Source organism: Nonomuraea dietziae (genome assembly GCF_014195505.1).
Classification (GTDB): domain Bacteria; phylum Actinomycetota; class Actinomycetes; order Streptosporangiales; family Streptosporangiaceae; genus Nonomuraea; species Nonomuraea roseola.
Window position 1 is genome coordinate 8,760,925 of sequence record NZ_JACIBV010000001.1, and the last position, 24,283, is coordinate 8,785,207.

The 24,283-nt window shown below is 72.8% G+C and carries 17 protein-coding genes and 2 pseudogenes; 14 read left to right on the forward strand and 5 right to left on the reverse strand.

The window, feature by feature from the left end; translation table 11 throughout:
* Together FHR33_RS41670 and FHR33_RS41675 are read left to right on the forward strand one after the other, a co-directional pair.
* The gene (locus tag FHR33_RS41670) at nt 1–945 is read left to right on the forward strand and encodes an ABC transporter ATP-binding protein (RefSeq protein ID WP_183659633.1); all 945 of its coding nucleotides are present in this window, start codon (nt 1–3) and stop codon (nt 943–945) included.
* The gene (locus FHR33_RS41675; protein ID WP_183660623.1) at nt 945–1,868 is read left to right on the forward strand and encodes an ATP-binding cassette domain-containing protein; all 924 of its coding nucleotides are present in this window, start codon (nt 945–947) and stop codon (nt 1,866–1,868) included. Before FHR33_RS41670 ends, FHR33_RS41675 begins: the two co-directional genes overlap by 1 nt.
* A gap of 16 nt (nt 1,869–1,884) precedes the next feature.
* Here FHR33_RS41675 and FHR33_RS41680 read toward each other — a convergent pair whose 3' ends face one another.
* From FHR33_RS41680 to FHR33_RS51145, 5 genes are all read right to left on the reverse strand, one after another.
* Complete coding sequence (locus FHR33_RS41680) at nt 1,885–3,024, reverse strand: 2-oxo acid dehydrogenase subunit E2 (protein WP_183659634.1); 1,140 nt, start codon at nt 3,022–3,024, stop codon at nt 1,885–1,887.
* Nucleotides 3,021–4,025, reverse strand: a complete 1,005-nt coding sequence (locus FHR33_RS41685) for an alpha-ketoacid dehydrogenase subunit beta (RefSeq protein ID WP_183659635.1) — start codon at nt 4,023–4,025, stop codon at nt 3,021–3,023. The genes FHR33_RS41680 and FHR33_RS41685 overlap by 4 nt, the downstream gene beginning before the upstream one ends.
* A complete protein-coding gene (locus FHR33_RS51140; protein ID WP_246452336.1) occupies nt 4,022–4,240 on the reverse strand; it encodes a thiamine pyrophosphate-dependent enzyme in 219 nt (72 codons plus the stop codon). The genes FHR33_RS41685 and FHR33_RS51140 overlap by 4 nt, the downstream gene beginning before the upstream one ends.
* Nucleotides 4,182–4,919 (reverse strand): thiamine pyrophosphate-dependent dehydrogenase E1 component subunit alpha, encoded by a 738-nt coding sequence (locus FHR33_RS41690; RefSeq protein ID WP_246452337.1) that lies wholly within the window; start codon nt 4,917–4,919, stop codon nt 4,182–4,184. The genes FHR33_RS51140 and FHR33_RS41690 overlap by 59 nt, the downstream gene beginning before the upstream one ends.
* 132 nt (nt 4,920–5,051) lie before the next feature.
* Nucleotides 5,052–6,074, reverse strand: coding sequence for an aldose 1-epimerase family protein (locus FHR33_RS51145; protein WP_246452338.1), 1,023 nt, complete (start codon nt 6,072–6,074; stop codon nt 5,052–5,054).
* A gap of 1,404 nt (nt 6,075–7,478) precedes the next feature.
* Here FHR33_RS51145 and FHR33_RS41705 point away from each other — a divergent pair.
* The 12 genes and pseudogenes from FHR33_RS41705 to FHR33_RS53695 form a co-directional block, all read left to right on the forward strand.
* Nucleotides 7,479–9,614, forward strand: a complete 2,136-nt coding sequence (locus tag FHR33_RS41705; protein WP_246452339.1) for an AMP-binding protein — start codon at nt 7,479–7,481, stop codon at nt 9,612–9,614.
* A 1-nt stretch (nt 9,615) separates the two neighbouring features.
* Entirely contained in the window at nt 9,616–11,181 is a 1,566-nt protein-coding gene (locus FHR33_RS41710) for a condensation domain-containing protein (protein ID WP_183659636.1), read from the forward strand.
* Between the two features lie 92 nt (nt 11,182–11,273).
* Nucleotides 11,274–11,531: an acyl carrier protein gene (locus tag FHR33_RS52195; protein WP_221241456.1), complete on the forward strand. Its 258-nt coding sequence runs from the start codon at nt 11,274–11,276 to the stop codon at nt 11,529–11,531.
* Entirely contained in the window at nt 11,528–12,886 is a 1,359-nt protein-coding gene (locus tag FHR33_RS41720; protein WP_183659638.1) for a condensation domain-containing protein, read from the forward strand. Before FHR33_RS52195 ends, FHR33_RS41720 begins: the two co-directional genes overlap by 4 nt.
* Nucleotides 12,883–13,071 carry an MbtH family protein gene (locus FHR33_RS41725; protein ID WP_183659639.1) on the forward strand — a complete coding sequence of 63 codons (189 nt, stop codon included), beginning with the start codon at nt 12,883–12,885 and terminating at the stop codon, nt 13,069–13,071. Before FHR33_RS41720 ends, FHR33_RS41725 begins: the two co-directional genes overlap by 4 nt.
* Nucleotides 13,068–14,480, forward strand: coding sequence for a condensation domain-containing protein (locus FHR33_RS41730; RefSeq protein WP_183659640.1), 1,413 nt, complete (start codon nt 13,068–13,070; stop codon nt 14,478–14,480). The genes FHR33_RS41725 and FHR33_RS41730 overlap by 4 nt, the downstream gene beginning before the upstream one ends.
* Nucleotides 14,477–16,321 (forward strand): non-ribosomal peptide synthetase, encoded by a 1,845-nt coding sequence (locus FHR33_RS41735; protein ID WP_183659641.1) that lies wholly within the window; start codon nt 14,477–14,479, stop codon nt 16,319–16,321. The genes FHR33_RS41730 and FHR33_RS41735 overlap by 4 nt, the downstream gene beginning before the upstream one ends.
* The gene (locus FHR33_RS41740) at nt 16,318–19,443 is read left to right on the forward strand and encodes a non-ribosomal peptide synthetase (RefSeq protein WP_183659642.1); all 3,126 of its coding nucleotides are present in this window, start codon (nt 16,318–16,320) and stop codon (nt 19,441–19,443) included. Before FHR33_RS41735 ends, FHR33_RS41740 begins: the two co-directional genes overlap by 4 nt.
* Nucleotides 19,443–20,780 carry an FAD-dependent oxidoreductase gene (locus FHR33_RS41745; RefSeq protein WP_183659643.1) on the forward strand — a complete coding sequence of 446 codons (1,338 nt, stop codon included), beginning with the start codon at nt 19,443–19,445 and terminating at the stop codon, nt 20,778–20,780. Before FHR33_RS41740 ends, FHR33_RS41745 begins: the two co-directional genes overlap by 1 nt.
* Nucleotides 20,777–21,454, forward strand: a complete 678-nt coding sequence (locus FHR33_RS41750; RefSeq protein WP_183659644.1) for a DUF6875 domain-containing protein — start codon at nt 20,777–20,779, stop codon at nt 21,452–21,454. Before FHR33_RS41745 ends, FHR33_RS41750 begins: the two co-directional genes overlap by 4 nt.
* A pseudogene (locus tag FHR33_RS53690) lies at nt 21,451–22,863 on the forward strand (condensation domain-containing protein); the annotation flags it as partial. The gene FHR33_RS41750 and the pseudogene FHR33_RS53690, both read left to right, overlap by 4 nt.
* Nucleotides 22,849–24,273: pseudogene (locus tag FHR33_RS53695) on the forward strand (amino acid adenylation domain-containing protein); the annotation flags it as partial. The pseudogenes FHR33_RS53690 and FHR33_RS53695, both read left to right, overlap by 15 nt.
* Nucleotides 24,274–24,283 lie beyond the last annotated feature (10 nt).

A 24,283-nucleotide genomic window follows, 5' to 3' on the forward strand; every position in this document is an offset into this window, starting at 1 on the left:
ATGACCTTGAAGGTGGAGGACCTCAGGGTCTACTACCGGACGCTCAAGGGGGACGTGAAGGCCCTCGACGGCGTCACCTTCTCCCTGGCCGACGGGGAGATCATGGGTTTGGCCGGCGAGTCAGGCTCGGGCAAGTCGACGCTCGGCAAAAGCCTCATCAGGCTCGACGGCAGGATGCGCCACATCGGCGGCTCCGCCGAGCTCGACGGCAAGGACCTGCCGGTCGGCGACACCCACGCCATGAACCCCTTCAGGTTCCACGAGGTGTCGCTCATCCCGCAGTACGCCATGAGCGCCATGAACCCGACGAGGAAGATCGGCCGGATGGTCGACGAACTGCTCAGGTCGAGGGGCGTGGCGCCCATGCGGCAGGAGCTCGAACGGCGCGTCGGGCTGGTCGGCCTCTCCGCCGACGTGCTCGACCGCTACCCGATCGAGCTGTCGGGCGGGATGAAGCAGCGCATGGTGATGGTCATCTCCACGCTGCTCAACCCCTCGCTGCTGATCGCCGACGAGGTCACCTCGGCCCTCGACGTCTCCTCGCAGAAGGCCGTGGCCAAGACGCTCCTGGAGTTCAGGGACCGCGACCTCGTCAAGAGCATGATCGTGGTCACCCACGACATCTCACTCGTCTACCAGATCGCCGACACGATCATGGTGATGTACGCGGGCAAGCTGGCGGAGAAGGCGACCGCCGACGTCATCGTCTCCGCGCCGCGCCACCCCTACACCCAGGCGCTGATCTCCTCGCTGCCAGAGGTCGGCGTCCGCTACGAGGAGCGCAGGCTCCAGGGCATCCCAGGACGCCCGCCCTCACTGCTCGACCCGCCGAAGGGCTGCAGGTTCAGGAGCCGCTGCCCGCTGGCCTTCGAGCGCTGCGCGGAGGAGCCGCCCTTCGCCGAGGTCGCGCCCGGACACTCCGTCGCCTGCTGGAAGGCCGTGTGATGCTGAGACTGGACAGGGTCTCCAAGACCTTCAGGACGGGCTCGTTCGGCGGGCGGGAGCTGCACGCCGTACGGGAGGTGGGCTTCGAGGTCGCGCAGGGCGAGGTCGTCTCCCTGATCGGGGAGAGCGGCAGCGGCAAGACCACGCTGGGCAGGATGATCCTGCGCCTGGCCGCGGTCTCGGAGGGCTCCATCACCCTGGACGGCGTCGACATCGCCAGGCAGAAGGACTACTACAGGTCGGTGCAGGGCGTCTTCCAGGACCCCTTCAGCTCCTACAACCCCATCTTCAAGGCCGACAGGGTGCTGGAGATGATCAGACAGAGGTTCTTCCCCAGCATGGGCGCGGCCGACTGGCGCGCCAGGGTGGAGAGCTCGCTCGCGGCGGTACGGCTGGACCCCGGCGGCGTCCTCGGCAAGTACCCCCACCAGCTCAGCGGAGGGCAGCTGCAACGCCTGCTGATCGCCCGCGCCCTGCTGCTCGACATCAGGATGCTGGTCGCCGACGAGATCATCAGCATGCTGGACGCCTCGACCAGGATCGACGTGCTCAACCTGCTCGGCGAGCTCAAGGGGAGAGGGCTCGGCATCCTGTTCATCACCCACGACCTGTCGCTGGGCAACTACGTCAGCGAGAAGACCGTCGTGCTGCGCAGCGGCAGGGTCGTCGAGATGGGCAGGACCGAGCTGGTCTTCGGCAACCCCCTGCACCCCTACACCAGGAACCTGCTGGGCTCGGTCCCGCGGCTGCACCGCAGGTGGTCGGAGGAGGAGGACGCGCCCGAGGAGGAGGCGACCTGCTTCTACCACGGCGCCGCGGGGCGCGACGCCACGTGGCCCGGCCTCGTGGAGGCCGAGCCAGGCCACTTCGTCGGCTGCGCCACCTCGGGCACGTGCGCGCCCGCCCTGGAGCTGGTGCGCTGACAAGGAGCCGTCGCGGTCAGGCGAGCTGCTCGGGTGAGCGAAGGAGCTCCCTGGCCGCGACGAGGAAAGCCACCGCGTCGCGGCCGTTGAGCACCCTGTGGTCGTAGGCGACGCCCAGGTTCACCACCTGCCTGGCTACGGGCGCTCCTTCGCCGTCGAGCTCGAGCTCGGTCCTGACGGCCGGCAGCGACAGGGCGCTGGTGTGGCCGGGGAAGACCACGGGCACGGCGAACGCGACGCCCGGATCGGTGTGCAGCGTCACCACCGTCGAGGGGTCGCGCAGGTCGCGCTCCCTGAAGCCGTCGCCCATCGAGGCCCTGCGGAACTCCATGAGATCCTTCGACACCTCGGCCAGCGACCTGGTGCCCGCGTCGCGTACGACGGGGACGGCCAGGCCCTTGCCCGTGTCGAAGGTGACGCCCACGTGGGCGGCGGGGGCCAGGCGCACGACGCCGTCCGGCTCGGCTTCCGCGAAGAACAGCGGGAACCTGTCGCGCAGCAGCCCTGCGGCTCTGACGAGCAGCTCGGGAAGGCCGACCAGCGTGCGGTACGACCTGGTCGCCGTCCTCGCCATGGCGAGCGCGGCGTCCACCTCGACGGTCAGCGCGGTGAAGGCGGCGGGCACCGTCCTGTGCGACTCGGCCACCAACTCGGCGGTGCGCCGCTGCGCCCTTCCGAGGGTCACTCTCTCGTGCTGCGGGTACGGCGGCGCGGGAGGCTCCGGAGTCTGCGGCCCGGCGGCCAGCCGCTCGATGTCGGCCCTGCGGACCAGCCGGACGCCGAGGGCGCGCACCCTCTCCTCCGACACGCCCGCCGAGGCCATGAGCGCCCGCGCGGGCTCGGTGATGACGACCCCGTCATCCTGTGGCCGGTGGCCGGGCGCGACGTCCTGGCGAGAATCTTCCAGACCGACGAGGGGTTCGGAGCCGGGCAGCAGGTGGGCCACCGTCTGGCCCGGCTCGATCTCGGCCCCCTCGGGAAGCAGGCGTCGCACCACCCCTTCCCCCTCGGCCGCGATCTCCTCGGTCGCCTTGGAGGTCTCCACCACCACGAGCGGATCGCCCTCCGCGACCCGCGCCCCCTCCTCGGCCACCCACTCCACCACGACGTAGTGGGTGTCGTTGCTGTTCAGCCTCGGGACCCTGACCTCGATCACGAGAGGGCCCCGAGCACGGCCGAGCGGATCGTGCTGTCCTGCACCATGATCTCCCGTTCCAGGTGAAGCGCCGTGGGAAGGATGCTGTCGGCCGCGTTGACCAGGCCGATCGGCTGCCGAAGGGTCGGCCAGAGCGGGCCGTACAGCCGCCTGGCGACCTCGGCGCTCCAGGTGCCGCCCTCGCTGCCGTCGTCGGCCACGCAGACGTGTCCTGCCGCCGACAGCCTCTCGAGCACCGCCTCCTCCAGCGCGAGCGGGTACAGCGTGGCCGGGACCAGCAGCTCGCAGGCCACCTCGTCGTTCAGCAGCAGCTCGCGCATGGCCGAGAGCGCCCTGTGCGCCATGCCCCCGGGCGTGACCAGCACGCAGTCGGGGGCGCCCACCTCCGTCAGGAACACCCGCGCCCATCCGGGCCGCTCGCCGAGCAGTTCGAAGCGGAAGAGGTCGTCGACGACGCCGTTCTCGAACGCCTGGCGGGTGTAGAGGATCTTGTCCTCGAACAGCACGGACGGCTCGCCCGTCGACAGCAGATGGGTGAGCAGCACACCGGGGTCGTGGAAGGGGGACAGCTCGTGGACGCCGAGCCCGGGCACGCCGATGAGGTGCTTCTGGGGGCTCTGGCTGTGCGTGGGCCCGTAGCCCCTTCCGCCTCCCGAAGGGCAGCGGACGACCAGGGGCATGGGCACGCGCCTGCCGTACATTGTGGTGGACTTCGCCGCGAAGTTGACCAGCTGGTCGAAGGCCAGCGTGACGAAGTCGGCGAACATGATCTCGACGATCGCCTTGTCGCCCGCCAGCGCCAGCCCCGCGCCGACGCCGACGATGGCGCTCTCGCTGAGCGGGGTCGAGCGGACCCGGTCGCCGAACGCCGTGGACAGCCCCTTGGTGATCTTGAAGGCTCCGCCGTACGGGTCGGAGAGATCCTCGCCCAGGAGGTGCACGCTCGGGTCGGACTTCAGCAGCTCGTGCAGGGCGAGGTTGAGCTGCTCGGCGACCCTCACGCCCTGTCCCAGACCGACGGCGGCCTGGCCGCGACCTCGTCGGCGAGCCGTTCGACCCGCTCGCGCTGGGCGAGGTCGACGCGGAGGAAGCGCTCGGGGTCCGCCCGCCGGTAGCTGGTGTACCAGTCGGCTTCGCGCGCGCGGAGGAGGTCGGATTCAGGACGGGAGTCGTCGCCCTTGCTGTGGGGGCCCAGCCGGTGCGTGGCGAACTCCACGACGAGCGGCCCTGCCGCGCTCGCGGACCGCGGCGACGGCGGGGCGCAGCGCGTTCCTGATCGCGGCGACGTCGGTGGAGTCGATGGGGAGATGGTCGACGTCGAAGGCGGCCGCCCTCGCCGCGACGGAGCCGGCGAGCTGGAGGCGGGTCGGCGTGGACTGGGCGATGCCGTTGTTCTCCACGACGAGCAGGAGGGGGACCTGCCAGAGGCTCGCGAGGTTCAGCGCCTCGTAGACCGAGCCCTCGCCCCAGGTGCCGTCGCCGACGTAGACGCATGTGAGCGTGCCGGTCCCGGCCATGCGCAGGGCCACGCCGACGGCCACGGGCAGGCTCTCGCCCTGGACGCCCGTCGACAGGAAGCGGCGGTGGTAGATGTGCTGGCTGCCGCCGACGCCGCCGCAGAGCGCGCCCTCGCGGCCCATGATCTCGGCCAGCAGGCCGTGGGGGTCGAGGTGGCGGGCCAGGAAGTGCCCGTGGCCTCGGTGGTTGCTGAACACGAAGTCGTCGGGACGCAGCAGGGGAGAGAGGGCGACGGGAATGTGCTCCTGGCCGAGGCACGTGTGGGTGGTGCCGTGCAACAGGCCGCGCTCGAAGAGGCGGAGCAGGGCGAGCTCGAAGTGCCTGATGAGCAGCAGCCTTTCGAGGTCGTCGTCCTCGATGGTGGCCGGCGGACTCATGTGATCACCTGTCCTCCTCGGAGGGTACGGCCTTGGGAGCGCTCCCAAACGGTAAGAGCCACCGGCACGGCGCGTCAAGGAGGCCGGAGACTCCGGGCCGGGATCGGCATCCCCCGGCCCGGTCTGCGAGAGCTAGAGGGCCGCGATGGTCCAGGAGGCCTCGTGCTTGTCGCCAGGGGACAGCACCACCAGGTCGGTCCTCGAATTGAACGCGTCGGGCGGACAGGTCATCGGCTCCACGGCCAGCCCGGCGTGGCCGAGGCCCGTGCCCGTGCACACCTGGACCCATGGGAGCTCCGCCGCCTGCCAGCTCATCTCCACCCCGCCGCCCGGCCCGCGCACCCGCACCCGCACGAGCCCGTCCAGGCCGTCCGTCCGTCCGGCGTCCGCCGCACTCTCACCGTGAAGCCCCGCAGCCTCGTGCCCCGTGGAGCTCGCGCGCCCTGGGTCATGGGCGCCCTCTGATCCCGACCCTCGGCTCCCCGCTTCCAGGTCTCCATGTGCCAGGGCGGTGAACGCGTGGTCGATGGCCGTGTCGCCGATCACCCGGGGCGTCCTGAAGTCGTACGGCGTGGACGCGACGTCCTCCAGCGCGACCGGGAGCAGCGCCTCGTCCACCATCGCCACGAGGGAGGCGGGCAGGTGCAGTTCGTAGGACGCGACGTCGTCGCCTGCCAGCAGCCACGGATGCGGACCGCACCCGTAGGGGGCGGGCCTGTCACCCACGTTCTGGACGGTCAGCGTGGTGGTCAGTCCGTCGCCGTCGAGCCGGTGCACGACCTGGAACGACAGGGCGAACGGGTATCCAGGCGACGGCGCGAGGTCGAGGGTCAGCCTGGCGAAGCCGTGCTCGTCCTCAACGGTGAACAGCTCGGCGACGCTCCAGCGGGCCTCGGCGACCAGCCCGTGGAGGGCGTGACCCCTGTCGGGCTCGTTGACGGGCAACCGGTGGACGTCGCCGTCGAAGGCGTAGCCGGCGCCGCCGACCCTGTTCGGCCATGGGGCCAGCAGGGCGCCGCTGTAGTAGGGGATGGGACCTTCGGCCGGCCAGCCGGTGATCAGGTCGCGGTCGCCGTGACGCAGCATCCGTACGGCCGCGCCGCACTCGGCGACGGCCGCCGTGTAGCCGCCGCCGTGAAGGAGGAGGTCGGTCAAGGGAGGTCCTTTCACGGGGCGAACCTGGAGCGGCTCGAACGGGTCAGCGGGGGTGGGGCGATCGAGGGGATGGCGCGGCTCTTTGGGGGCCGGGGATGAGACCGCCGATCGGGCGGACCGGGGGAGGGGGTGGACGGGGTTTTTTCCTTGGGCGACCTGAGCGACCCAGGGCCTTACTGGAGGTCGGAGCGGCACAGGTTGCACGGCGGAGGGGCGGCCGGCGGGAGTCCTCATCGGGGGGTTGGGCTGCCGGCCTGGGCGTCGATCGGGGGCAGGGAGGACGGGCGGAAGGATATCGCCTGGCGCATATCACCAGACACGAGCCCGCAGCCGGCGACCTCAGGACCATCCCAGCGAAGAGGACCGAAACGCGCCACTCCGATCACCCCTTGGACTGCACCAGACAACTCACCGTCCCCTCCGGACCACCCCTCCGGCCGACGCCGGACAAGACGGGACCACCCCTCCGGCCGACGCCGGACAAGACGGGACCGCCTATCCGGCGACGCCGGACGCTTCGCTCGGCATCTCGGGATCGCCACGAGCAACCTCGGGACCGTCGGTCCGGTGGTGCCGGACACGTCGCCCGGTGTCGCCGGATCGCCGCGCCGGACAACCCAGATCGTCCGTCCGGTGCTGGACGATCCGGGGTCGCCGATCCCGTGGTGCTGGACATTTCGCTCGGCATCTCGGGATCGCCACGAGCAACCTCGGGACCGTCGGTCCGGTGGTGCCGGACACGTCGCCCGGTGTCGCCGGATCGCCGCGCTGGACAACCCCGGATCGTCCGTCCGGTGCTGGACGATCCGGGGTTGCCGATCCCGTGGTGCTGGACATTTCGCTCGGCATCTCGGGATCGCCACGAACAACTCCGGGACCGTCGGTCCGGTGGTGCCGGATCGCCGCGCTGGACAACCCCGGAACGTCGATTTCGGTGGTGGCGGACAACTCATCCGGCATCTCCGAAATCGCCCATCCGACGGCGCAATACCGCTTCGTGGATCCCGCTGAGGGGGTCAGGCCGCCCTCCTGTGATGGGAGCGCTCCCAGTTCAAGGTAAGGATTAGTGGAGATCGGTGTCAACGTCTGCATGTCTTCGCAGGCGAACCCGTGTCATCGACGTGCATAAAGAGCCATAAATCGGGATATGTCACGGGAATTTCGGCCGAGAGCTTGACGTGATCTGCTGCACACTCCTAGCCTCCCATCCGTGGGAGCGTTCCCACTCAGAACGAATTCCGCCGCCGTCCAGACGGTTCCGACCGTACGGCGCAGGAGCGCAGCCCGGACGCCGGGCGCAGAACAGACACCGCACCACCAGGGCACTCTGCCGCACCGAACCATCAGGGCGCCCAGGACACCGCACCACACGCCGATGCAACGTCTGTCTCACAAAGGGCATTCATGTCGACAGTCGTGGACCACCCGAGGGGCTCTCCCGGCCCCACCACCGTGCCTGACCTCCTCCGCGCCCGCGCGGCGCTCGAACCCGACCGGGTGGCGTTAGCCGTCGCCGGTCATGGCGAGCTGACCATGCGGGAGTGGCACCTGCGCGCCGACTCCGCCGCCCATGGCCTGCTCGCCCGAGGGCTCCGGCGCGGCGAGCGCGTGGGGTTGCTGTTCGCCGCGAAGGACTGGATCGCCTTCGCGGTCGCCTACTGCGCCGTCCAGCGGGCCGGAGCGGTGGCCGTCCCCCTGTCGGACCGTCTGGCACCGGCCGAACTCGCCTACATGTTGGACGACTGCGCGGCCGTGGGGGTGCTCCACGGGGAAGGCACTCTTCCTCCGCCGGGCGCGTACTGGTCCTGCCAGGCGACAGATCTGGAAGCCGGGCCCGAGAACCTGCCCCGTCCCCCGGGCGTCGAGTCCGGCCACCGTACGGCCGGCGAGCAGGCCCGGGGACACCTGCTCCAGAACGGTATCCACGGCGTCGTGGCCGGTCAGGGTCAGCACCACCAGGCCGCTGACGGGCCCGCGCTCCTGCCTCGTGCGCCGGGCGGGCAGCCTGAGCTCGTCACGAGCCCGCCGAAAGGCGGCCCTGCGCCCCTTCCTCGCATCCCTGGCGACGAGTTCGTCACGAGCGCCCCTGAAGGCGGGTCTGAAGTCGCGGGCGGCTTGGAGGTGGGGGCTGGGCTCGCGGACGGCTTACAAGGCGGGGGTGGGCTCGTGCACGGCTTGGAAGGCGGCCTTGCACCTCTTCCTCGCATCCCTGGCGACGAGTTCGTCACGAGCGCCCCTGAAGGCGGGTCTGAAGTCGCGGGCAGCTTGGGGGGCGGGGCTGGGCTCGCGGACGGCTTACAACACGGGGCTGGGCTTGTGCATGGCTTACAAGGCGGGGCTGGGCTTGTGCATGGCTTACAAGGCGGGGCTGGGCTTGTGCACGGCGTGGAAGGCGGGGCTGCGGACGGGCGGGGTTCGGGTGCCGGGGTGGCGCGGTGGCGGGTGTCTCAGGGTGGTGTCGGGGTCGAGGTGAACCCGGGCGACTTGGCCCAGATTCTCTACACCTCCGGCACCACCGGCAGGCCCAAGGCGGTGGGGGCCAGCCACGCCAACCTGACCCACGACAGGGCCGTACGGCCGAACCGGCGCAGGTTCGCCCACTCCACCCGCCTGCTGCATGCCTTCCCCATCGGCACGAACGCCGCCCAGGCCATGCTGATGAACGCGCTCGACGCCCACCCCACTGTCATGACGCTGCCGACGTTCACCGCGGCGAGGTTCGCCAGGCTGATCGAGTCGCACGCGGTGGGGACGGTCTTCGTCGTCCCCTCCATGGCCAGCGAGCTGCTCAACCACGGCGCGCACGAGCGGCACGACCTGTCGAGCGTGGTCCTGCTCGGGTCGGCGGCGGCGGCGCTGCCGCCCGCGCTCTCCCTACGGCTGTCGGCCGCCTTCCCCAACGCGACGCTCGTCAACTACTACACCTCGACCGAGGCGGCGCCGGCGCAGACCGTGATGGTCTTCGACAAGGACAGACCCGCGGCACTGGGGCGCGCGGGGTTCGGCAGCGCGCTGCGGGTGACCGGCGAGGACGGCAGGCGCCTGCCCCCCGGCGAGGTGGGTGAGATCTGGCTCCGCTCCGCCGCCGCACCCCGGGCATACATCGGCGGCCGGACGGCTGGCGGCAGCGGTGAGGAGAGCGGGGGCGGGGTGTTCAGGGAGGGGTGGGTGCGGATGGGGGACCTCGGCTACCTCGACCGTGACGGCTACCTCTACCTCGTGGACAGGGAAAGCGACGTGGTCAAGTCGGGCGCCTTCAAGGTGTCCACTCTCCAGGTCGAGGCCGCGCTGTACGAGCATCCCGGCGTCGCCGAGGCCGCGGTGGTCGGAGTGGAGCACCCCGTGCTGGGGACCGCGCTCGCCGCCGCCGTCGTGCCGCGCGGACCTGACCTCTCCGTGACCGCGCTGCGCGCGTTCCTGGCCGACCGGCTGGCCAGGCACGAGATCCCGCACCGGGTGCTGGTCGTGGCCGACCTGCCGAGGAACCGGTCGGGAAAGGTCGTCAAAGAGGAGCTTCGAGCCATGATCGGGAAGGCGTGACATGACGAGACCCCTGGTGGGCGGTCCTGACCTGGCGTCCCTCGCCCAGCACGGCATGTGGGTGACCGAGCGCTCAGGCGCGGCGGGCCCCACACCCCGGACGACCCCGCTGCAGGGGCATCCGGCGGTCTACCGCATGCCGTTGGCCGTCTGGTTCGACGGTCCGATGGAGGTCGGCAGGATGCTGGCCGCCTGCGGCGAGGTCGTGCGGCGGCACCCGGTCCTCACCTCCACGCTCGCCGAGCGCGACGGCGTCCTGCGCCTGCTGACCGGCACCGCCGAGGTGCCCGTCACGCTGGCCGAGGCGCCGGCCGACCCGCTCGACCTGGCGGGCGAAGGCCACCTCGACCTCGCCACCGGCCCCCTGGCCCGCTTCACGCTGGCGAGGACCGGGCCGGACCGGCACCTGCTGGTGTTCGCCGCCCACCACATCGTCTTCGACGGGATGTCCAAGGAGATCCTGGTGCGCGACCTGGCCGCCGCCTACGCGGGCGAGCCGCTGCCACCGCTGCCCGTGCCGTACGGCGAGGCCGTCGAGGACGAGAACGCCCGCGTGCGTGACAGGCTCCCTGGCGCGGCGGAGTTCTGGCGGGCCCGCTGGCACGACTCCAGGGAGCTCGTCCTGCCGGGCCTGGGCACGCCCACCCTGCACGCCGCGCCTGGAGACGCCGTCGACTTCGTCCTCGGCGACGAGGTGGGGAGGACGGCCGCCCCGCTGGGACTGACCCGCTTCGAGGTGGTGCTGTCGGCGCTGCGGCTGCTGCTGCACGCGTACGGCAACGCCCGCGCCGCAGTGGCAGTCGACCTGTCCACCAGGACGGAGGCGACCAGGGAGCACGTCGGGCTGTTCGTCAACGAGCTGCCTTTCGAGGTCGTGCCGTCGGGCACGTTCGCCGAGTTCGCCGCCGACGTGCGGGCGGAGCTGCGCCGGATGTACGCCTACAGGCACGTGCCGCTGGCCAGGGCGCTGGGCGGGGTGAGCCCACGCGCGGCGCTCACCCCTGTGTCGCTCAGCTATCGCTCCAGGAGCGAAACCGAGCCCGTCTTCCCAGGGCTGGCCGCCTCGGTGGAGTGGATGATGTTCAACGGAGCCGTGCGCAACACCCTGCATCTGCAGGTCGTGGACGGTCCGAGGGGGACGGCGGCCAGGCTGCAGTACAACCCCCGCCACCTCGGGAGGGCCGGCTGCGAGAGCGTGGCCGCGGACCTGACGGCGCTGCTGCGCGGCGTCGCCGAACGGCCGCACGCGCCGATCGACGACCTCCCGCTGCCTTCGAGGGTCGCGGGCGCGGGCGGCGGAACCGGTCTCCAGCGGCCGAGAGCCGCAGGGACGGACGCCGACCTGGTCGTGGCCGTGGGCGAGATCTGGCGCCAGGTGCTCGACCTCGATCATGTCGACCCCGGCGACGACCTGTTCGACCTGGGCGGCCACTCCCTGTCCATCACGCAAATCATCGCGAAGGTCAGGGACACGATGGCCGTCGATCTGCCGTTCGAGGTGTTCATCGACGATCCGACCGTCGAAGGCGTTGCCGCCGAGGTCGCCAGGCAGAGGAGCCTCGCATGAGGCCGCTGGAGGAGCTTCGCGTGAGCCAGGCGGAGGAGCCTCGCCTGAGGCCTGTGGAGGAGCCTCGCGTGAGGCCGGTGGAGGAGCCTCGCGTGAGGCCGGTGGAGGAGTCTCGTGTCAGGCGGCGGGTGGCGGAGCTGGTCTCACGTTCGACCGACGGTGAGCTGGAGGTCGAGGAGATCATGGCCGCCGACTGCTCGCTGACCGCCCTCGGTGTCGGCTCGCTCGCCTTCCTGCGCCTGATCGACGCGCTGGAGGAGGAGTACGGCGTGCAGATCGACCTGGCGGCGCCCGCCGGCGCGCTCGACAGCCTGGACGAGATCGTCGCCCACCTCGGGGCGACGCGATGATCACAGAGGTCGGCGGCGAGAGCGTGGAGTTCACCGGCGAGCGGGTGGCCGGCGCCCCGCTCACCTGGGGCCAGCAGTCCATCTGGCACTCCACCCGCTGGCTCGAGGACGGCGACCCGTACTTCAACCTGCCATGGGTGCTGCCCGTCCACGGCAGGCGCGATCTGAAGACCGTCCTTTCGGCGCTGGGCGCGCTGCTCGACAGGCACGAGAGCCTCCGCACCACCTGGGAGGACACCCCTCGCGGGCCGGTCCAGCAGGTGACGGGCCACGGCGAGCTGAGGGTCGAGGTGGTCGAGGCCGCGGAGGTGAAGCCCAGGCAGGCCGCCGCGACCGTGGCGGCCGAGCTGGCGGCCACCGGCTTCGACTACGCCCGCGAGCTGCCGCTGCGCTGCTCGGTGGTCTGCGACAGCGCCGGCCGTCCTGGCGCGCTCGCCCTCGCCCTGACGCACTTCGCGGTGGACGGCTGGGCGCTGGACCTGCTGGCCGCCGAGTGGCGAGCGCTGCTGACGGGCAGGCCGCTGCCCGCCCCCCTCTGGCATCCGCTCGACCAGGCCGCCTTCGAGCAGGGAGAGGGCGCGGCGCGGGGCGCGCGCTCGCTGCGCTACTGGCGCGAAGCCATGGACAGGGCACCCGCCACGCTGTTCGGCGAGCGGAAGCAGGAGCCCGAGCGGCCGAGGTTCGTCAAGGTCGGCATGGAGTCGGCCGCGTTGGCGGCCGCCGCCGAGATCCTCGCGGCGCGCTGGGCGGTCAGCACCACCAGCGTCCTGGTCGCGGCCACCGCCGTCCTGCTCGGTGAGATGACGGGACAGCGTGACATCGCGCTGCAGTTCATCGTGGGCAACAGGCACGATCCGCGGATGCGCGCCATGGTCGGCACCGCCGTACAGGACGGGCTGTTCGTGCTCGCCATCCCCGACGGGCACGTCGCGGACGCGGCCAGGGCCGCGCACGCCTCCGCCATGGCCGCCTACCGGCACGCCCACTACGACCCCGCCGAGCAGCGGGCGCTGCGCGACGAGCCGGGCAGGCCCGACCTGTCGGCCTACTTCAACGACGTGCGGTCCTTCCCCGGCTGGCCGAACCGGCCGAGGGGACATCCCGCCGAACTCACCGGCAGGACCAGGACCTTCGACGCGGGCGCGTGGGACGAGGTGGACGCCTCGTTCTTCCTGTCCACGGGCCCCGCGACCGACACCTGCCAGCTCTACCTGCTGACCGACACGGCCAGGCTGTCACGGGCGGCGGCCGAGGCGATGCTGCGGGCGATCGAGACGCTGCTCGTCACGAGCGTCACGCGGGACGTGCCGCTCGCCGGGATCGGCGAGCTCGGGATCTACGAGGAGACGCGATGAGCGACGACATGATGCTGGTGGTCGTCAACCACGAGGAGCAGTACTCCGTGTGGTGGGCCGACCGCGACCCGCCCTCGGGCTGGACTCCGACAGGTTTCGCCGGCACCAGGCAGGAGTGCCTGGACCACATCGCGACCGTCTGGACCGACCTGCGCCCGCTCAGCGCGCGGGGGACGGAACGTTGATCTCAGCCGACCGGCGTCAGGAGCTGCTGGGCCGTCTGGCCGCGCTGCCGCCCGAGCGCCGGGCAGCCATGCGCAGGTCGCTCGGCTCGTCGAGGCCCGAGGGCAGGGTGTGGCCGCTGTCGTTCGGGCAGGAGCGGCTGTGGTTCCTCAGCAGGTTCGACCCCACCGACACCAGCTACCACGTGCCGTGGACCGTGCGGCTGCGCGGCCCCGCCGACGGGGGAGCGCTGGAGGCGGCGCTGGGCCGCATCGTCGAACGGCACGAGGTGCTGCGCACCAGGTTCGTGATGGAAGGGGACAGACCTGGACAGGTCGTGCTGCCGCCCCGCCCTTTCGCGCTCGAACGCCTGGATCCGCGGCCCGATCCTGACGCCGCGGTGGCCGCGTACACGGGCAGGCCGTTCGACCTGCGCCACGACCCGCCGATCAGGGCGGCGCTGCTCCGCCTCGGTCATGACGACCACCTGCTGTCCATCGTGGTCCACCACGTCGCCGTCGACGGCTGGTCGCTGGACGTCCTGATGAGGGAGCTGGCCGCCTGCTACGAGGCGGCCAGGCGAGGCGGGGAGCCCGAGCTGGCCGAGCTGCCCCTGCAGTACAAGGACTACGCGGTGTGGAGCAGGGAGCGCGCGGACGGCGAGGGCGGCGGGCACCTCGGCCATTGGAGGGAGAGGCTGGCGGGAGCGCCCGTGCTCGACCTGCCCACCGATCATCCCCGCCCCGCCCGGTGGACGGGCAGGGGCGGACGGTGCGCGCTCGCCCTGCCCGACGCGAGGACGGCCAGGCTGGAGGCGTTCCTCAAGGGCGAGCGGTGCACGCTGTTCATGGGCCTGCTGGCCGTCTTCCATGCCGTGCTCGCAAGGGCGGCGGGCCAGGACGACGTCTGCGTAGGGGTGCCCGTCGCGGGCCGCGACCGCACCAAGTTCGCGCCGCTGATCGGCTACTTCTCCAACACGCTGGTGCTCCGAGGCGACCTGTCGGGCGATCCCTCCCTCCGTGAGCTGTTGCGCCGAACCAGGGTCGCGACCCTGACCGCGCTCCAGCACGCCGAGGCGCCGTTCGAGCGGGTGCTCGCGGCGGCCGGGACGCCGCGTGACCTCAGCAGGCCGCCGCTGTGCCAGGCGATGTTCAACCTGTCGCACCACCTGCCCAAGGCCGACCTGCTGCGCGCCACGATGGCCGACCTGTCCGTGGCCGTGTGGCCGCCGCCGCCGGGGGGCCGTACCAAGAGCGAGATCTCGGCCGACCTGTACAGAGGGCCCGAAGGACTGGGCGGGTGGCTGGAGTTCAACAGCGACCTGTTCTCCACGCGGCGGGCGGAGGGGCTCGCGGCGGACTTCGCCGCACTGGCCGGACGGCTGGCCGACGAGCCCGACCTGCGGCTGTCAGAGCTGAAAGGACGATCGTGACGACGCTGGAACTGCTCAGGCGCAGGCGGGCGTCGGCCCCTCGGGCCGTCGCCGTCAGCGGCGTGGACGGCGAGCTGACCTACGAGGAGCTGCTCGGCCGCGCCGACGCCCTGGCCGGGCTGCTGCGCGAGCACGGCGTGCGGCCGGGGGTGCCCGTCGGGCTGTGCATGCCGCGCACCACCGGCATGGTCGTGGCGCTGCTGGCCGTATGGGTGGCCGGCGGCGCGTACGTGCCGCTCGACCCCGGCTTTCCCGCAGGACGGCTGCGGCTGATGCGCGAGGACGCGGGCGCCGGCCTGGTGCTGACGCAGGAGAGCGTGGACCCGAGCCTGCTGGCGGGCGCGTCCACGACGCTGATCCTCACCCCGGGTGGAGAGGCGGCCACCGCGGGGCGCCTCCCCCTGGTGGAGGAGCACGGAGACCTCGCCTACCTGATCTACACCTCCGGCTCGACCGGCAGGCCCAAGGGTGTGGCGGTCACGCACCGCGCGGTGACGAACCTGATCGAATCCTTCACCGGCCTGCTCGGGCTCAGCTCACGCGACGTCTGGCTGGCCGTCACCACGCTGTCGTTCGACATCTCCGTCCTGGAGCTGCTGCTGCCGCTCGCGTGCGGCGCGCGGGTCGCCCTCGCCTCCGCGGCGGAGGCCGCCGACGGCAGAGCGCTGCGCGCCCGCGCCCTCGCCGAGGGCGCCACGGTCATGCAGGCCACCCCCTCGGGCTGGCGGATCCTGTTGGAGGCGGGCGTGCCCGAGGGTGTCGGCCTGCGCCTGAGCGGCGGCGAGGCGCTGCCGAGAGACCTGGCCGACCGGCTGCTGGAGGGCGGCGCCCGGCTGCTCAACGTGTACGGCCCGACCGAGACCACGGTCTGGTCCACCGCGGGCGACGTCGCGCAGGGCGCGGGCCCCGTCGACCTCGGCCTGCCGATCGCCCGCACCCGGCTGCACATCCTCGGCCCCGACGGCACAGCCGTGCCTCCCGGAGAGCAGGGCGAGCTGCACATCGGTGGCGACGGCCTCGCCAGGGGCTACCACGGCATGCCCGCGCTGACCGCCGCCCGCTTCCTGCCCGACCCGTTCTCGAGCGAGCCAGGCGCCCGCATGTACGCCACCGGCGACCTGGCCACGCGCACCCCCGACGGCAGGCTGCACTACCTCGGCAGGGCCGACCAGCAGGTCAAGATCCGCGGCTTCCGCATCGAGCTCGGCGAGGTCGAGAGCGCCCTGCGGGCCGCCCCCGAGGTACGGCAGGCCGCGGCCCGCGTGCACGAGGGCCCCGACGGGCAGCTCAGGCTGGTCGCCCACGTGGTCCCGAACGAGCCGTGCGAGGCGGAGGAGCTGTGGCCCGCGCTGCGCGAGCGCCTGCGCGCGGCCCTTCCCGAGTACATGGTCCCCGGCCGCCTGGTCGTCATGGCCGCGCTGCCGCTCACCCCCGGCGGCAAGCTCGACAGGAACGCGCTGCCGCCCCCCGACTGGTCCCGCGCGGTCGCCGCCGCCTACCGGGCGCCCACCACCCCCGTCGAGGCCGAGCTGGCCGAGCTGTGGGGCGAGGTGCTCGGCCTCGGCGAACCCGTCGGCGTGGACGACGACTTCTTCGACCTCGGAGGGCACTCGCTGGCCGCGGGCCGCATCATCGCCAGGATCCAGTCGAGGTTCGCCGTCGAGGCGCCGATCCTCGCCCTCTTCGAGAACCCGACCGTCGCGGGCCTCGCCCGCGAGCTGGACCGCCTCGACGACAGCGGGCTCGACCTGACCGCCGTCGCCGCGCTGCACGACCAGCTCGACGGGCTCAGCGCCGAGGACCTGGACGTGCTCTTCGACGAACTGGCGCAGGGCTCGTGAAGGCGCCCCTGTCGCCCGCGCAGGAGCGGCTCTGGCTCCTGCAGCGACTCGACCCCGACGACGCCGCGTACACGATGTACCTGGTGCGCCGTCTGCGAGGTGCCCTCGACAGGGCCGCGCTGACCAGGGCGTTCGGGCAGGTCGTGGCGCGCCACGAGAGCCTGAGGACCTCCTTCGCAGAGCAGGACGGCGTGCCATGGGCGATGGCCGAGCCGCAGGGAGCGTCCGCGCCGCCCGTCGAGTGGCTGCCCGCGGCAGGCGAGCGTGCGGCCGCCGAGCTGGTCGCCGAGCGCGTCAACGCGCCGTTCGACCTGTCGGAGGGTGTCCCGCTCAGGATCGCGGTCGTCAGGCTCGCCGCCGACGACCACGTCCTGTGCCTGACGCTGCACCACATCATCGCCGACGGCACCTCGCTCAACCTCCTGCTGGACGAGCTGGGCGAGTGCTACGGCGCCGCCGTCGAGGGCCGCGCGCCGGTCCTGGCGAAGCTGGGGGTACGGCCGAGCGACTACGCGCGCTGGCAGCGGCACAGGGCCGAGCGGGCGGCGCCGTACTGGCTGGAGCGGCTGGCCCGCCCGCCCGTCACCGAGCTGCCCTTCGCCCGCGCCCGCCCGTCGGGAACGGGCGCCTTCCACACGGTCCGCGTCGACCCCGGCCTCGCGGGGCGCGTCGAGCGGCTCGCGGGACGGCACCGCGCCACGCCCTTCATGGTGCTGACCGCCGCCTACCAGGCGCTGCTCTCGCGGCACAGCGGGCAGCGGGACCTGCTGGTCGGCGCGGTCTTCGCCGGGCGCGACAGGGTCGAGCTCGAACCGGTGGTCGGCTACCTCGCCCAGACCGTCGTCCTGAGAGCCGACCTCGGCGGCGACCCCTCCTTCGCCGAGCTCCTGACCAGGACGAGAGCGGACGCGCTGGCCGCCATGGGCAGGCCGGGCCCGCCGTTCGAGCGGCTCGGCCTGCCCGTGGACACGCTGCTGCCGACCATGCTCGTCCTCCACGACCGCGTCTCGCCGCCCGCCTCGTTCGGCGGGCTGGAGGTGTCGGACTTCGCGGCGGGATACCGGCAGGCGAAGGTCGGGCTGCTGGTGGAGGGGGCGTGGGACGACGACGGCGGTCTCGCGCTCACCTTCTGCCATGACACCGGGCTGCTGGACAGGGCCGAGGTGGAGCTGCTGGCCGCCAGGTTCGTGCGGCTGCTGGAGTCCGCGATGGACCGGCCGCACGAGGCCGTGTCCGACCTGCGGATCTGGACGGACCAGGACGAGAGCGCCATCAGGGCCCTCGCCTCCCCGCGCCCCGTCGCCCGCGAGGACGCGCGCGGCGTTCCCGAGCTGATCGAGGCGTCGGCGCACGGACGGCCGGAGGCTCCCGCCGTCCTCTGCGGCGAGCGGACCGTCACCTACGGCGAGCTGTGGGCGTGGGCGGGAGAGCTGGCCGCGGCGCTGCGCGGGCACGGGGTGGGCGAAGGCGACGTGGTGGGGGTGTGCCTGCCCCGCTCCATCGAGGCGATCGTTGCCCTGCTGGCCGTCTGGCGGGCGGGCGCCGCCTACCTGCCGCTCGATCCTGACGATCCGCCCGAACGGCACGCGCCGGCCCTGGAGACGGCGGGGGCCGCCCGCGTGGTCTCCAGGACCGGACTGCCCGGCGACATCCAGGTGATCGACCCCGCGGCCCCGCACCCGAAGGCCCCGCACGTGGAGTCGCCGCAGGGGCCGCCGCCCGCGCCACCCGGTCCCTCGTCGGCGGCTTACGCGATCGCCACCTCGGGCTCCACGGGTCGTCCCAAGACCGTCCTGGTCGAGCACGGCGCCCTCGCCGCGCGCGTGCGCTGGATGCGCGAGGAGTACGGCATGACACCGGCCGACCGCGTCGTCCAGTTCGCCTCGCTGAGCTTCGACGCCCACGTCGAGGAGATCTTCCCCGCGCTCGCCGCAGGAGCCTGCCTCGTGCTGCTGCCCGAGGGCGCCACCGGCCTGCCCGATGTGCTCGGCAGCCCGGCGGGCCGCGGCGTCACCGTGCTCGACCTGCCCACCGCCTACTGGCACGGGCTGACCGAGACCGCAGACGAGGTCGCCTGGCCGCCCGGCCTGCGGCTGGTGATCATCGGCGGCGAGCAGGCCGACGCCGCCGCCGTGGCCCGTTGGCGCGCAGGTCCCTGCCGGGACGTACGGCTGGTCAACACCTACGGGCCGACGGAGACCACCGTGATCGCCACCGCCGCCGACCTGGGCGCGGACGACGCGGCGCGCAGGCCGCCGATCGGGCGGCCCATCGCGGCGACGTCGGCGCTCGTGCTCGACGGGCGCGGCCGTCCGCTCCCCGCGGGAGCGGCGGGCGAGCTGGTCGTCGGCGGAGCGGGCGTGGCGCGCGGCTACCTCGGCCGCCCCGATCTGACGGCCGACCGTTTCGTCCCCGACCCTTCGGGACACGGCGCGCGACGCTACCGCACAGGCGACAGGGCCCGCCTGCGCTCCGACGGCTCGCTGGAGTTTCTCGGCAGGCTCGACGACCAGCTCAAGGTGCGCGGCGTGCGCGTCGAGCCCGGCGAGGTCGAGGCCAGGCTGACCGAACATCCAGGGGTCGGCGCGGTGGCCGTCACCGCCAGGGGTGACGACCTGGTGGCCTACTACGCGGGCGCGGCCGAACCCGCCGAGCTGCGCGCCCACGCCGCCCGCGCGCTGCCGCGCGGCCTGGTGCCCACCCAGTGGGTACGGCTGGACGCGCTGCCGCTGACGACCGGCGGCAAGCTCGACAGGGCCGCGCTGCCCGAGCCGTCACGCGCGCGGACGGTGGGCGGCGTCGCTCCACGCACCGAGACCGAGCAGCTGGTCGCGGACGTCTGGGCGGGGCTGCTCGGACTCGACGAGCTGGGCGTCTTCGACGACCTCTTCGAGCTGGGCGCCCACTCGCTGCTGGCCACCCGCCTCGCGGCCAGGCTGCGCTCGATGCTCGGCGTCGAGGTGCCGATCCGCGCCGTGTTCGAGCGGACGACGGTCGCCGCGCTGGCCGAGGTCGTGGAGGAGCTGTTGCTCGAGGAGATCGCGGGCCTGACCGAGGAGGAGGCGCTCGACGTGCTGACCGGACAAGTGGGAGCGCTCCCGTGCGGAGAGGGAGGGTCCTGATGGGAGAGAGCGTGACGATCGTCGGCGCGGGACTGTCGGGGTCGCTCCTGGCGATCCTGCTGGCCAGGCGCGGCCACCGGGTGGAGGTCTTCGAACGGCGCGGCGACCCGCGCGTGGGCGCCCACGACGCGGGACGGTCGATCAACCTCGGGCTCTCGGCCCGCGGCATCATGGCGCTGCGCAGGGCGGGGCTATGGGAGGAGGTCAGGCCGCTCACCGTGCCGATGCGCGGACGACTCGTCCACCGGCGGGGCAGGCCGCCCGCCTTCCACCCCTACGGCAGGGACCCCGCCCAGATCCTCTACTCGATCAGGCGCGACGCCCTGGCCACGCTGCTCGTCTCCAGGGCCGAGAAGGAGCAGGACGTGCGCTTCTTCTTCGACACCCGCTGCGTCGCCGTCGACAGGGAGCGGGCGGCGGTCACCGTCGAGGGGCAGGCGGGGCCGCGCGAGGTGCGCGCCGACTTCGTGGTGGGCGCCGACGGCGCGTTCTCCGTGGTGCGCGCCGAGACGCACAGGGGACTGCCCGCCGACTTCCGCCAGGAGTTCCTCGACTGGGGGTACAAGGAGCTGACCATCCCGCCCGCACCCGGCGGCGGCCCGCGCGTGCCGATCGAGGCGCTGCACGTGTGGCCCGGCAGCGAGGGCCTGGTCGTCGGCCACCCCAACCTCGACGACTCCCTCACCTGCACGCTGTTCATGGCCCACGACAGGCTCACCGCGCTGACCGGCGAGGACGAGGCGGAGGCGCTGTTCCTCGAGCACTTCCCCGGACTGCTCGATCTGGTCCCCGACCTGGCCGGCCAGGTGACGGCAGGGCCCGTCGGCCACCTGGTCACCGTCCGCACCTCGCCGTGGCGCCATCGTGACCGCGTCGTCCTGGTCGGCGACGCCTGCCACGCCGTCTATCCCTTCTACGGCCAGGGCATGAACTCCTCCTTCGAGGACTGCGTCGTCCTGGACGAGCGCATGGCCGCCCACCCCGGCGACCGCGCCGCGGCCTTCGCCGCCTACCAGGAGCTGCGCAGACCGCACACCGACGTGCTGGCCGAGCTGTCGGCGCAGAACTTCCTCGAACTGCGCGACGGGCTGCGCTCGCCGCTCCATCTGGCCAGGAAGAAGGCCGACCACGCGCTGCACAGACTCTTCCCCCGCGCGTGGGTGCCGCTCTACACGCTGGTCTCGCACACCACCACGCCCTACGGCGACGCGCTGCGCAGAGCCCGTGTCCAGGACCGCGTCGCGGGGGCGGCGGTCCTGGCGGGCACCGCGCTGCTGGCGGCGGCCGCCCTCCGTGGCGTACGGCGGGCTCGCGGCGACAGGAAGGGTCCTTCGTGATCACCCATCCCGAGGACGAGTCGATGATCCTCTTCGAGGCGGCGGACCTGGTCCCCGCCGGGACCACCGGCGACGGCCGGGCGGGCGAGCTGCTGCGCCTCCACGGCGACGAGCTCAGGGCCGTCGTCACGTGGGCGCGCGAGTACCTGTGCAGGCCGCATCCCGAGCTGGGGCGCAGGGGGGCCGTCTGCCCGTACACGCAGGCCTCGCTCGACAGGGGGGCCTTCCTGCTGGCCGTACTGCCGGGCAGGCCCGCAGGGGTCGCCGAGCTCACACAGGTGATCGAGCGGCACAGGGACTGGTTCGCCGAGCTCGCGCCGAGGGAGCGGCCCGAGTCCCTGCACAGCACCATCCTGGTCCTCCTGCCGGGCATGGCCGACGACCTGGCGGCCATCGACGCGGCCCAGGCCGAGCTGAAGGACGAGTTCGTGCCACACGGACTGATGATCGGAGAGTTCCACGACGGCCCCCCCGACAAGCAGGGGTTGTGGAACGCGGCGTTCAGGCCGCTGCGCAGCCCGGTCCCGATGCTGGTGATCCGGCACATGGTCGCCACCGACCTGCCGTTCCTCATGACCGACGCCGCACACCTGTCGGCCTACAGGCGGGTCTTCGGCGACCACGTTCCCGCGCACCTGCGGGAGCTGGCCGAGAGCGTGGTGAGCGAGCCGTGACAGAAGCGTCGCCGAAACCCCCCGGACGCCCCGGCGGACTGCCCGAGGGGGCTCTGGCCAGGCTGATCGAGCGCAGAAAGGGGGTCGGCATCCCCAGGCGCGAGCCTGGCCTGGCCGTACCGCTGACAGGGACGCAGGAGCGGCTGTGGTTCCTCGACCAGGCGGGACAGGACGCCGCAGCCTACCTGTGCTGGGCGGGCAACAGGCTCAGGGGGCCGCTGGAGACGGCGGCGCTGCGCGCGGCGCTGGCGGCGGTCGTGGCCAGGCACGAGGCGTTGCGCACCGCCATCGTCGAGGGGCCTTCCGGACGACCTGTCCAGGTCGTGCGCGACCTCGCCGAGCTCGATCTCGACGCGCTCCTCGAGCTCGCCTCCGTCCCGCCGCCCTCCGGCGAGCAGGCGGCGCGACGCCTCGCCGACGCCTTCGTGGCCAGGCCGTTCGCGCTGGACAGGCCGCCGCTCATGCGGGCGCTGCTCGTCGAGCTCGCTCCCGACGACCACATCCTGCTGCTCTGCCTGCACCACATCGTCTGCGACGGCCCCTCCCTCGAGGTGATCCTCGACGAGGTCCACGCCGCGCTCGCGGGGGAGCGGCTGGACCCGGCTCCTCCCGCGCAGTTCCCCGACTACGCGGCCTGGCTGGCGAGCAGGGGAGGCAAGCGGCTCGAAGCCGACCTGCGCTACTGGCGGCGGCAGCTGGCAGGGGCTCCCGCCCTCCTCGACCTGCCCGCCGACAGGCCGAGGCCTCCGGCGCCCAGCGGGCGCGGCGCCAGGCACTCCCTCCCACTGCCCCGCGAGCTCGCCCTGCGGCTGGCCGAGTTCGCCGGACGGCGCAGGTCGACGCCGTTCATGCTGGTGACGGCCGCGCTCGCGGTCACGCTCGCGCGCCACGCCGACCAGGACGACATCGTGATCGGCACGCCCGCCGACAACAGGGACCTGCAGGAGCTCGAACGCTCGGTCGGCATGTACGCCAACACCGTCGCGCTGCGCTTCGGACTCGACGGCAACCCGACGCTGGCTGAGGTGCTCGACCAGGTCAGGAGGGTGGCCACCGAGGGGCTCGACCACAGGAGGGCGCCGTTCGAGGAGGTCGTCGGGCTCGTCGGCGGACGCCGCGACCTCAGCCACAACCCGCTCTTCCAGGTCATGCTGGTGGTCGAGCGGGCGGCTCGCCGGCGGGCCTCCACGGCGGCCGGGCTCACGGTGGACGGCTGGGCGCCGCCCGTCCCCGCGGCGCGATTCGACCTGACCGTCGTCGCGGTGACCGGCCCCGAGACCTTCGAGCTGCACCTGGACTACGCCAAGGACCTGTTCGACGAGGGCACGGCGGCGGCGATGGCCGAACGGCTCGCGGCGGTGCTGGAGGCGCTGGTCACCGACGAGGACCAGCGCATGTGGCACGTCCCGCTCCCTTCCCCCGAACCACCCGCTCAGCCACCTCGGACGGAGGACGCGCCCTGGGAGTCGGTGGTGGACAGGATCGCCGGCTGGGCGGCCAGGGCCCCCGAGGCGCCCGCCGTCGTCGGCGAGGAGGGCACGCTCGGCTACGGCGAGCTCCTCGCGCGCGCGGACCTGCTCGCCGACCGGTTACGCACGGTCGTGGCCAGGGGCGCGCGCGACCAGATCGTCGGCATCGTGCTGCCCGCCGGAGCGGAGGCGGTCGTCGCCGTCCTGGCCGTGCTGCGGGCCGGGGCCGCCTACCTCCCCTTGGACCCCGGGCATCCGCCCGCCAGGCTCGCGGCCCTGCTCGGCGAGGCATCGGCGGCCGCGGTGATCGTGGCCCCCGGCCTGGAGCCGGCGGTAGGCGACTACGACGGCCCCATCCTGCGCTCGGACTCCGCTTCGGCCGAGACCGCTTCGGCCGAGACCGCATCAACCGATGTTTCATCGGCCGCAACCGCTTCGGCCGTGACCTCTTCGTCCAGGACGGGGAGCTCTTCGGCCGGGTCGGGGACCTCGTTCGCCGGAGAGGGCGGCCCACAGGAGGCGGGTCCTGATGACCTGGCGTATGTGATCTACACCTCCGGATCCACCGGCGCGCCCAAGGGCGTGATGGTCACCCATGGCACGCTCGACAGGCTCACCCGCTCCTTCGCCGACCTCCACGGGTTCGGGCCGGGACAGCGGCTGCTGATGCTGCCCCCGCTGACCTTTGACGCCTCGGTAGGGGACCTGTTCCCCGCCCTCACCACCGGCGCCGCCGTCGTGCCGCACCCCGAGCCCGCCCGTCTCGACGGCGCCGAACTCGTCAGGTTCTGCCGCGAGCACGGCGTCACCGCGGTCGACACGGCCGCCTCGCTGTGGCGACGCTGGGTCGGCGACCTGGCGGCCACGGACGTCCCCGACGACTGGCCGGTGCGGATCATGATGATCGGGGGAGAGGAGGCCAGGGCAGAGGACGTCCGCGCCTGGCAGCGGATCACCGCGGGCCGCTGCGACCTCTACAACCACTACGGACCCACCGAGGCCACGGTCTGCGCCACCGTCCACAGGCTCGGGGGCGGCGACGACCTCGGCGCGCTGTGGCGGGTGCCCATCGGGACCCCGCTGCCCCACGTGACCGCTCGGGTCCTCGACCGACACGGCGGTCTGGCGCCCGTGGGCGTGGTGGGCGAGCTGCACCTCGGGGGCGACTGCCTGGCCCGTGGCTATCTCGGCCGCCAGGACCTGACCGCCGACCGCTTCGTCCCCGACCCGTACGGCCCGGCGGGCAGCCGCCTCTACCGCACGGGCGACCTGGCCCGCATGAGGCGAGACGGAAGCCTCGAGTTCTGCGGGCGGCGCGACCGGCAGGTGAAGATCCGCGGCCACCGGGTGGAGCCGGCCG

Bases quoted from the DNA above. Each gene is read 5' to 3' on its own strand.
- FHR33_RS41745 (WP_183659643.1), top strand. From the start codon at position 19,443: ATGGGAGAGAGCGTGACGATCGTCGGCGCGGGACTGTCGGGGTCGCTC.
- FHR33_RS41725 (WP_183659639.1), top strand. From the start codon at position 12,883: ATGAGCGACGACATGATGCTGGTGGTCGTCAACCACGAGGAGCAGTAC.
- FHR33_RS41705 (WP_246452339.1), top strand. From the start codon at position 7,479: ATGTCGACAGTCGTGGACCACCCGAGGGGCTCTCCCGGCCCCACCACC.
- FHR33_RS41710 (WP_183659636.1), top strand. From the start codon at position 9,616: ATGACGAGACCCCTGGTGGGCGGTCCTGACCTGGCGTCCCTCGCCCAG.
- FHR33_RS41675 (WP_183660623.1), top strand. From the start codon at position 945: ATGCTGAGACTGGACAGGGTCTCCAAGACCTTCAGGACGGGCTCGTTC.
- FHR33_RS41670 (WP_183659633.1), top strand. From the start codon at position 1: ATGACCTTGAAGGTGGAGGACCTCAGGGTCTACTACCGGACGCTCAAG.
- FHR33_RS41720 (WP_183659638.1), top strand. From the start codon at position 11,528: ATGATCACAGAGGTCGGCGGCGAGAGCGTGGAGTTCACCGGCGAGCGG.
- FHR33_RS41690 (WP_246452337.1), bottom strand. From the start codon at position 4,919: ATGAGTCCGCCGGCCACCATCGAGGACGACGACCTCGAAAGGCTGCTG.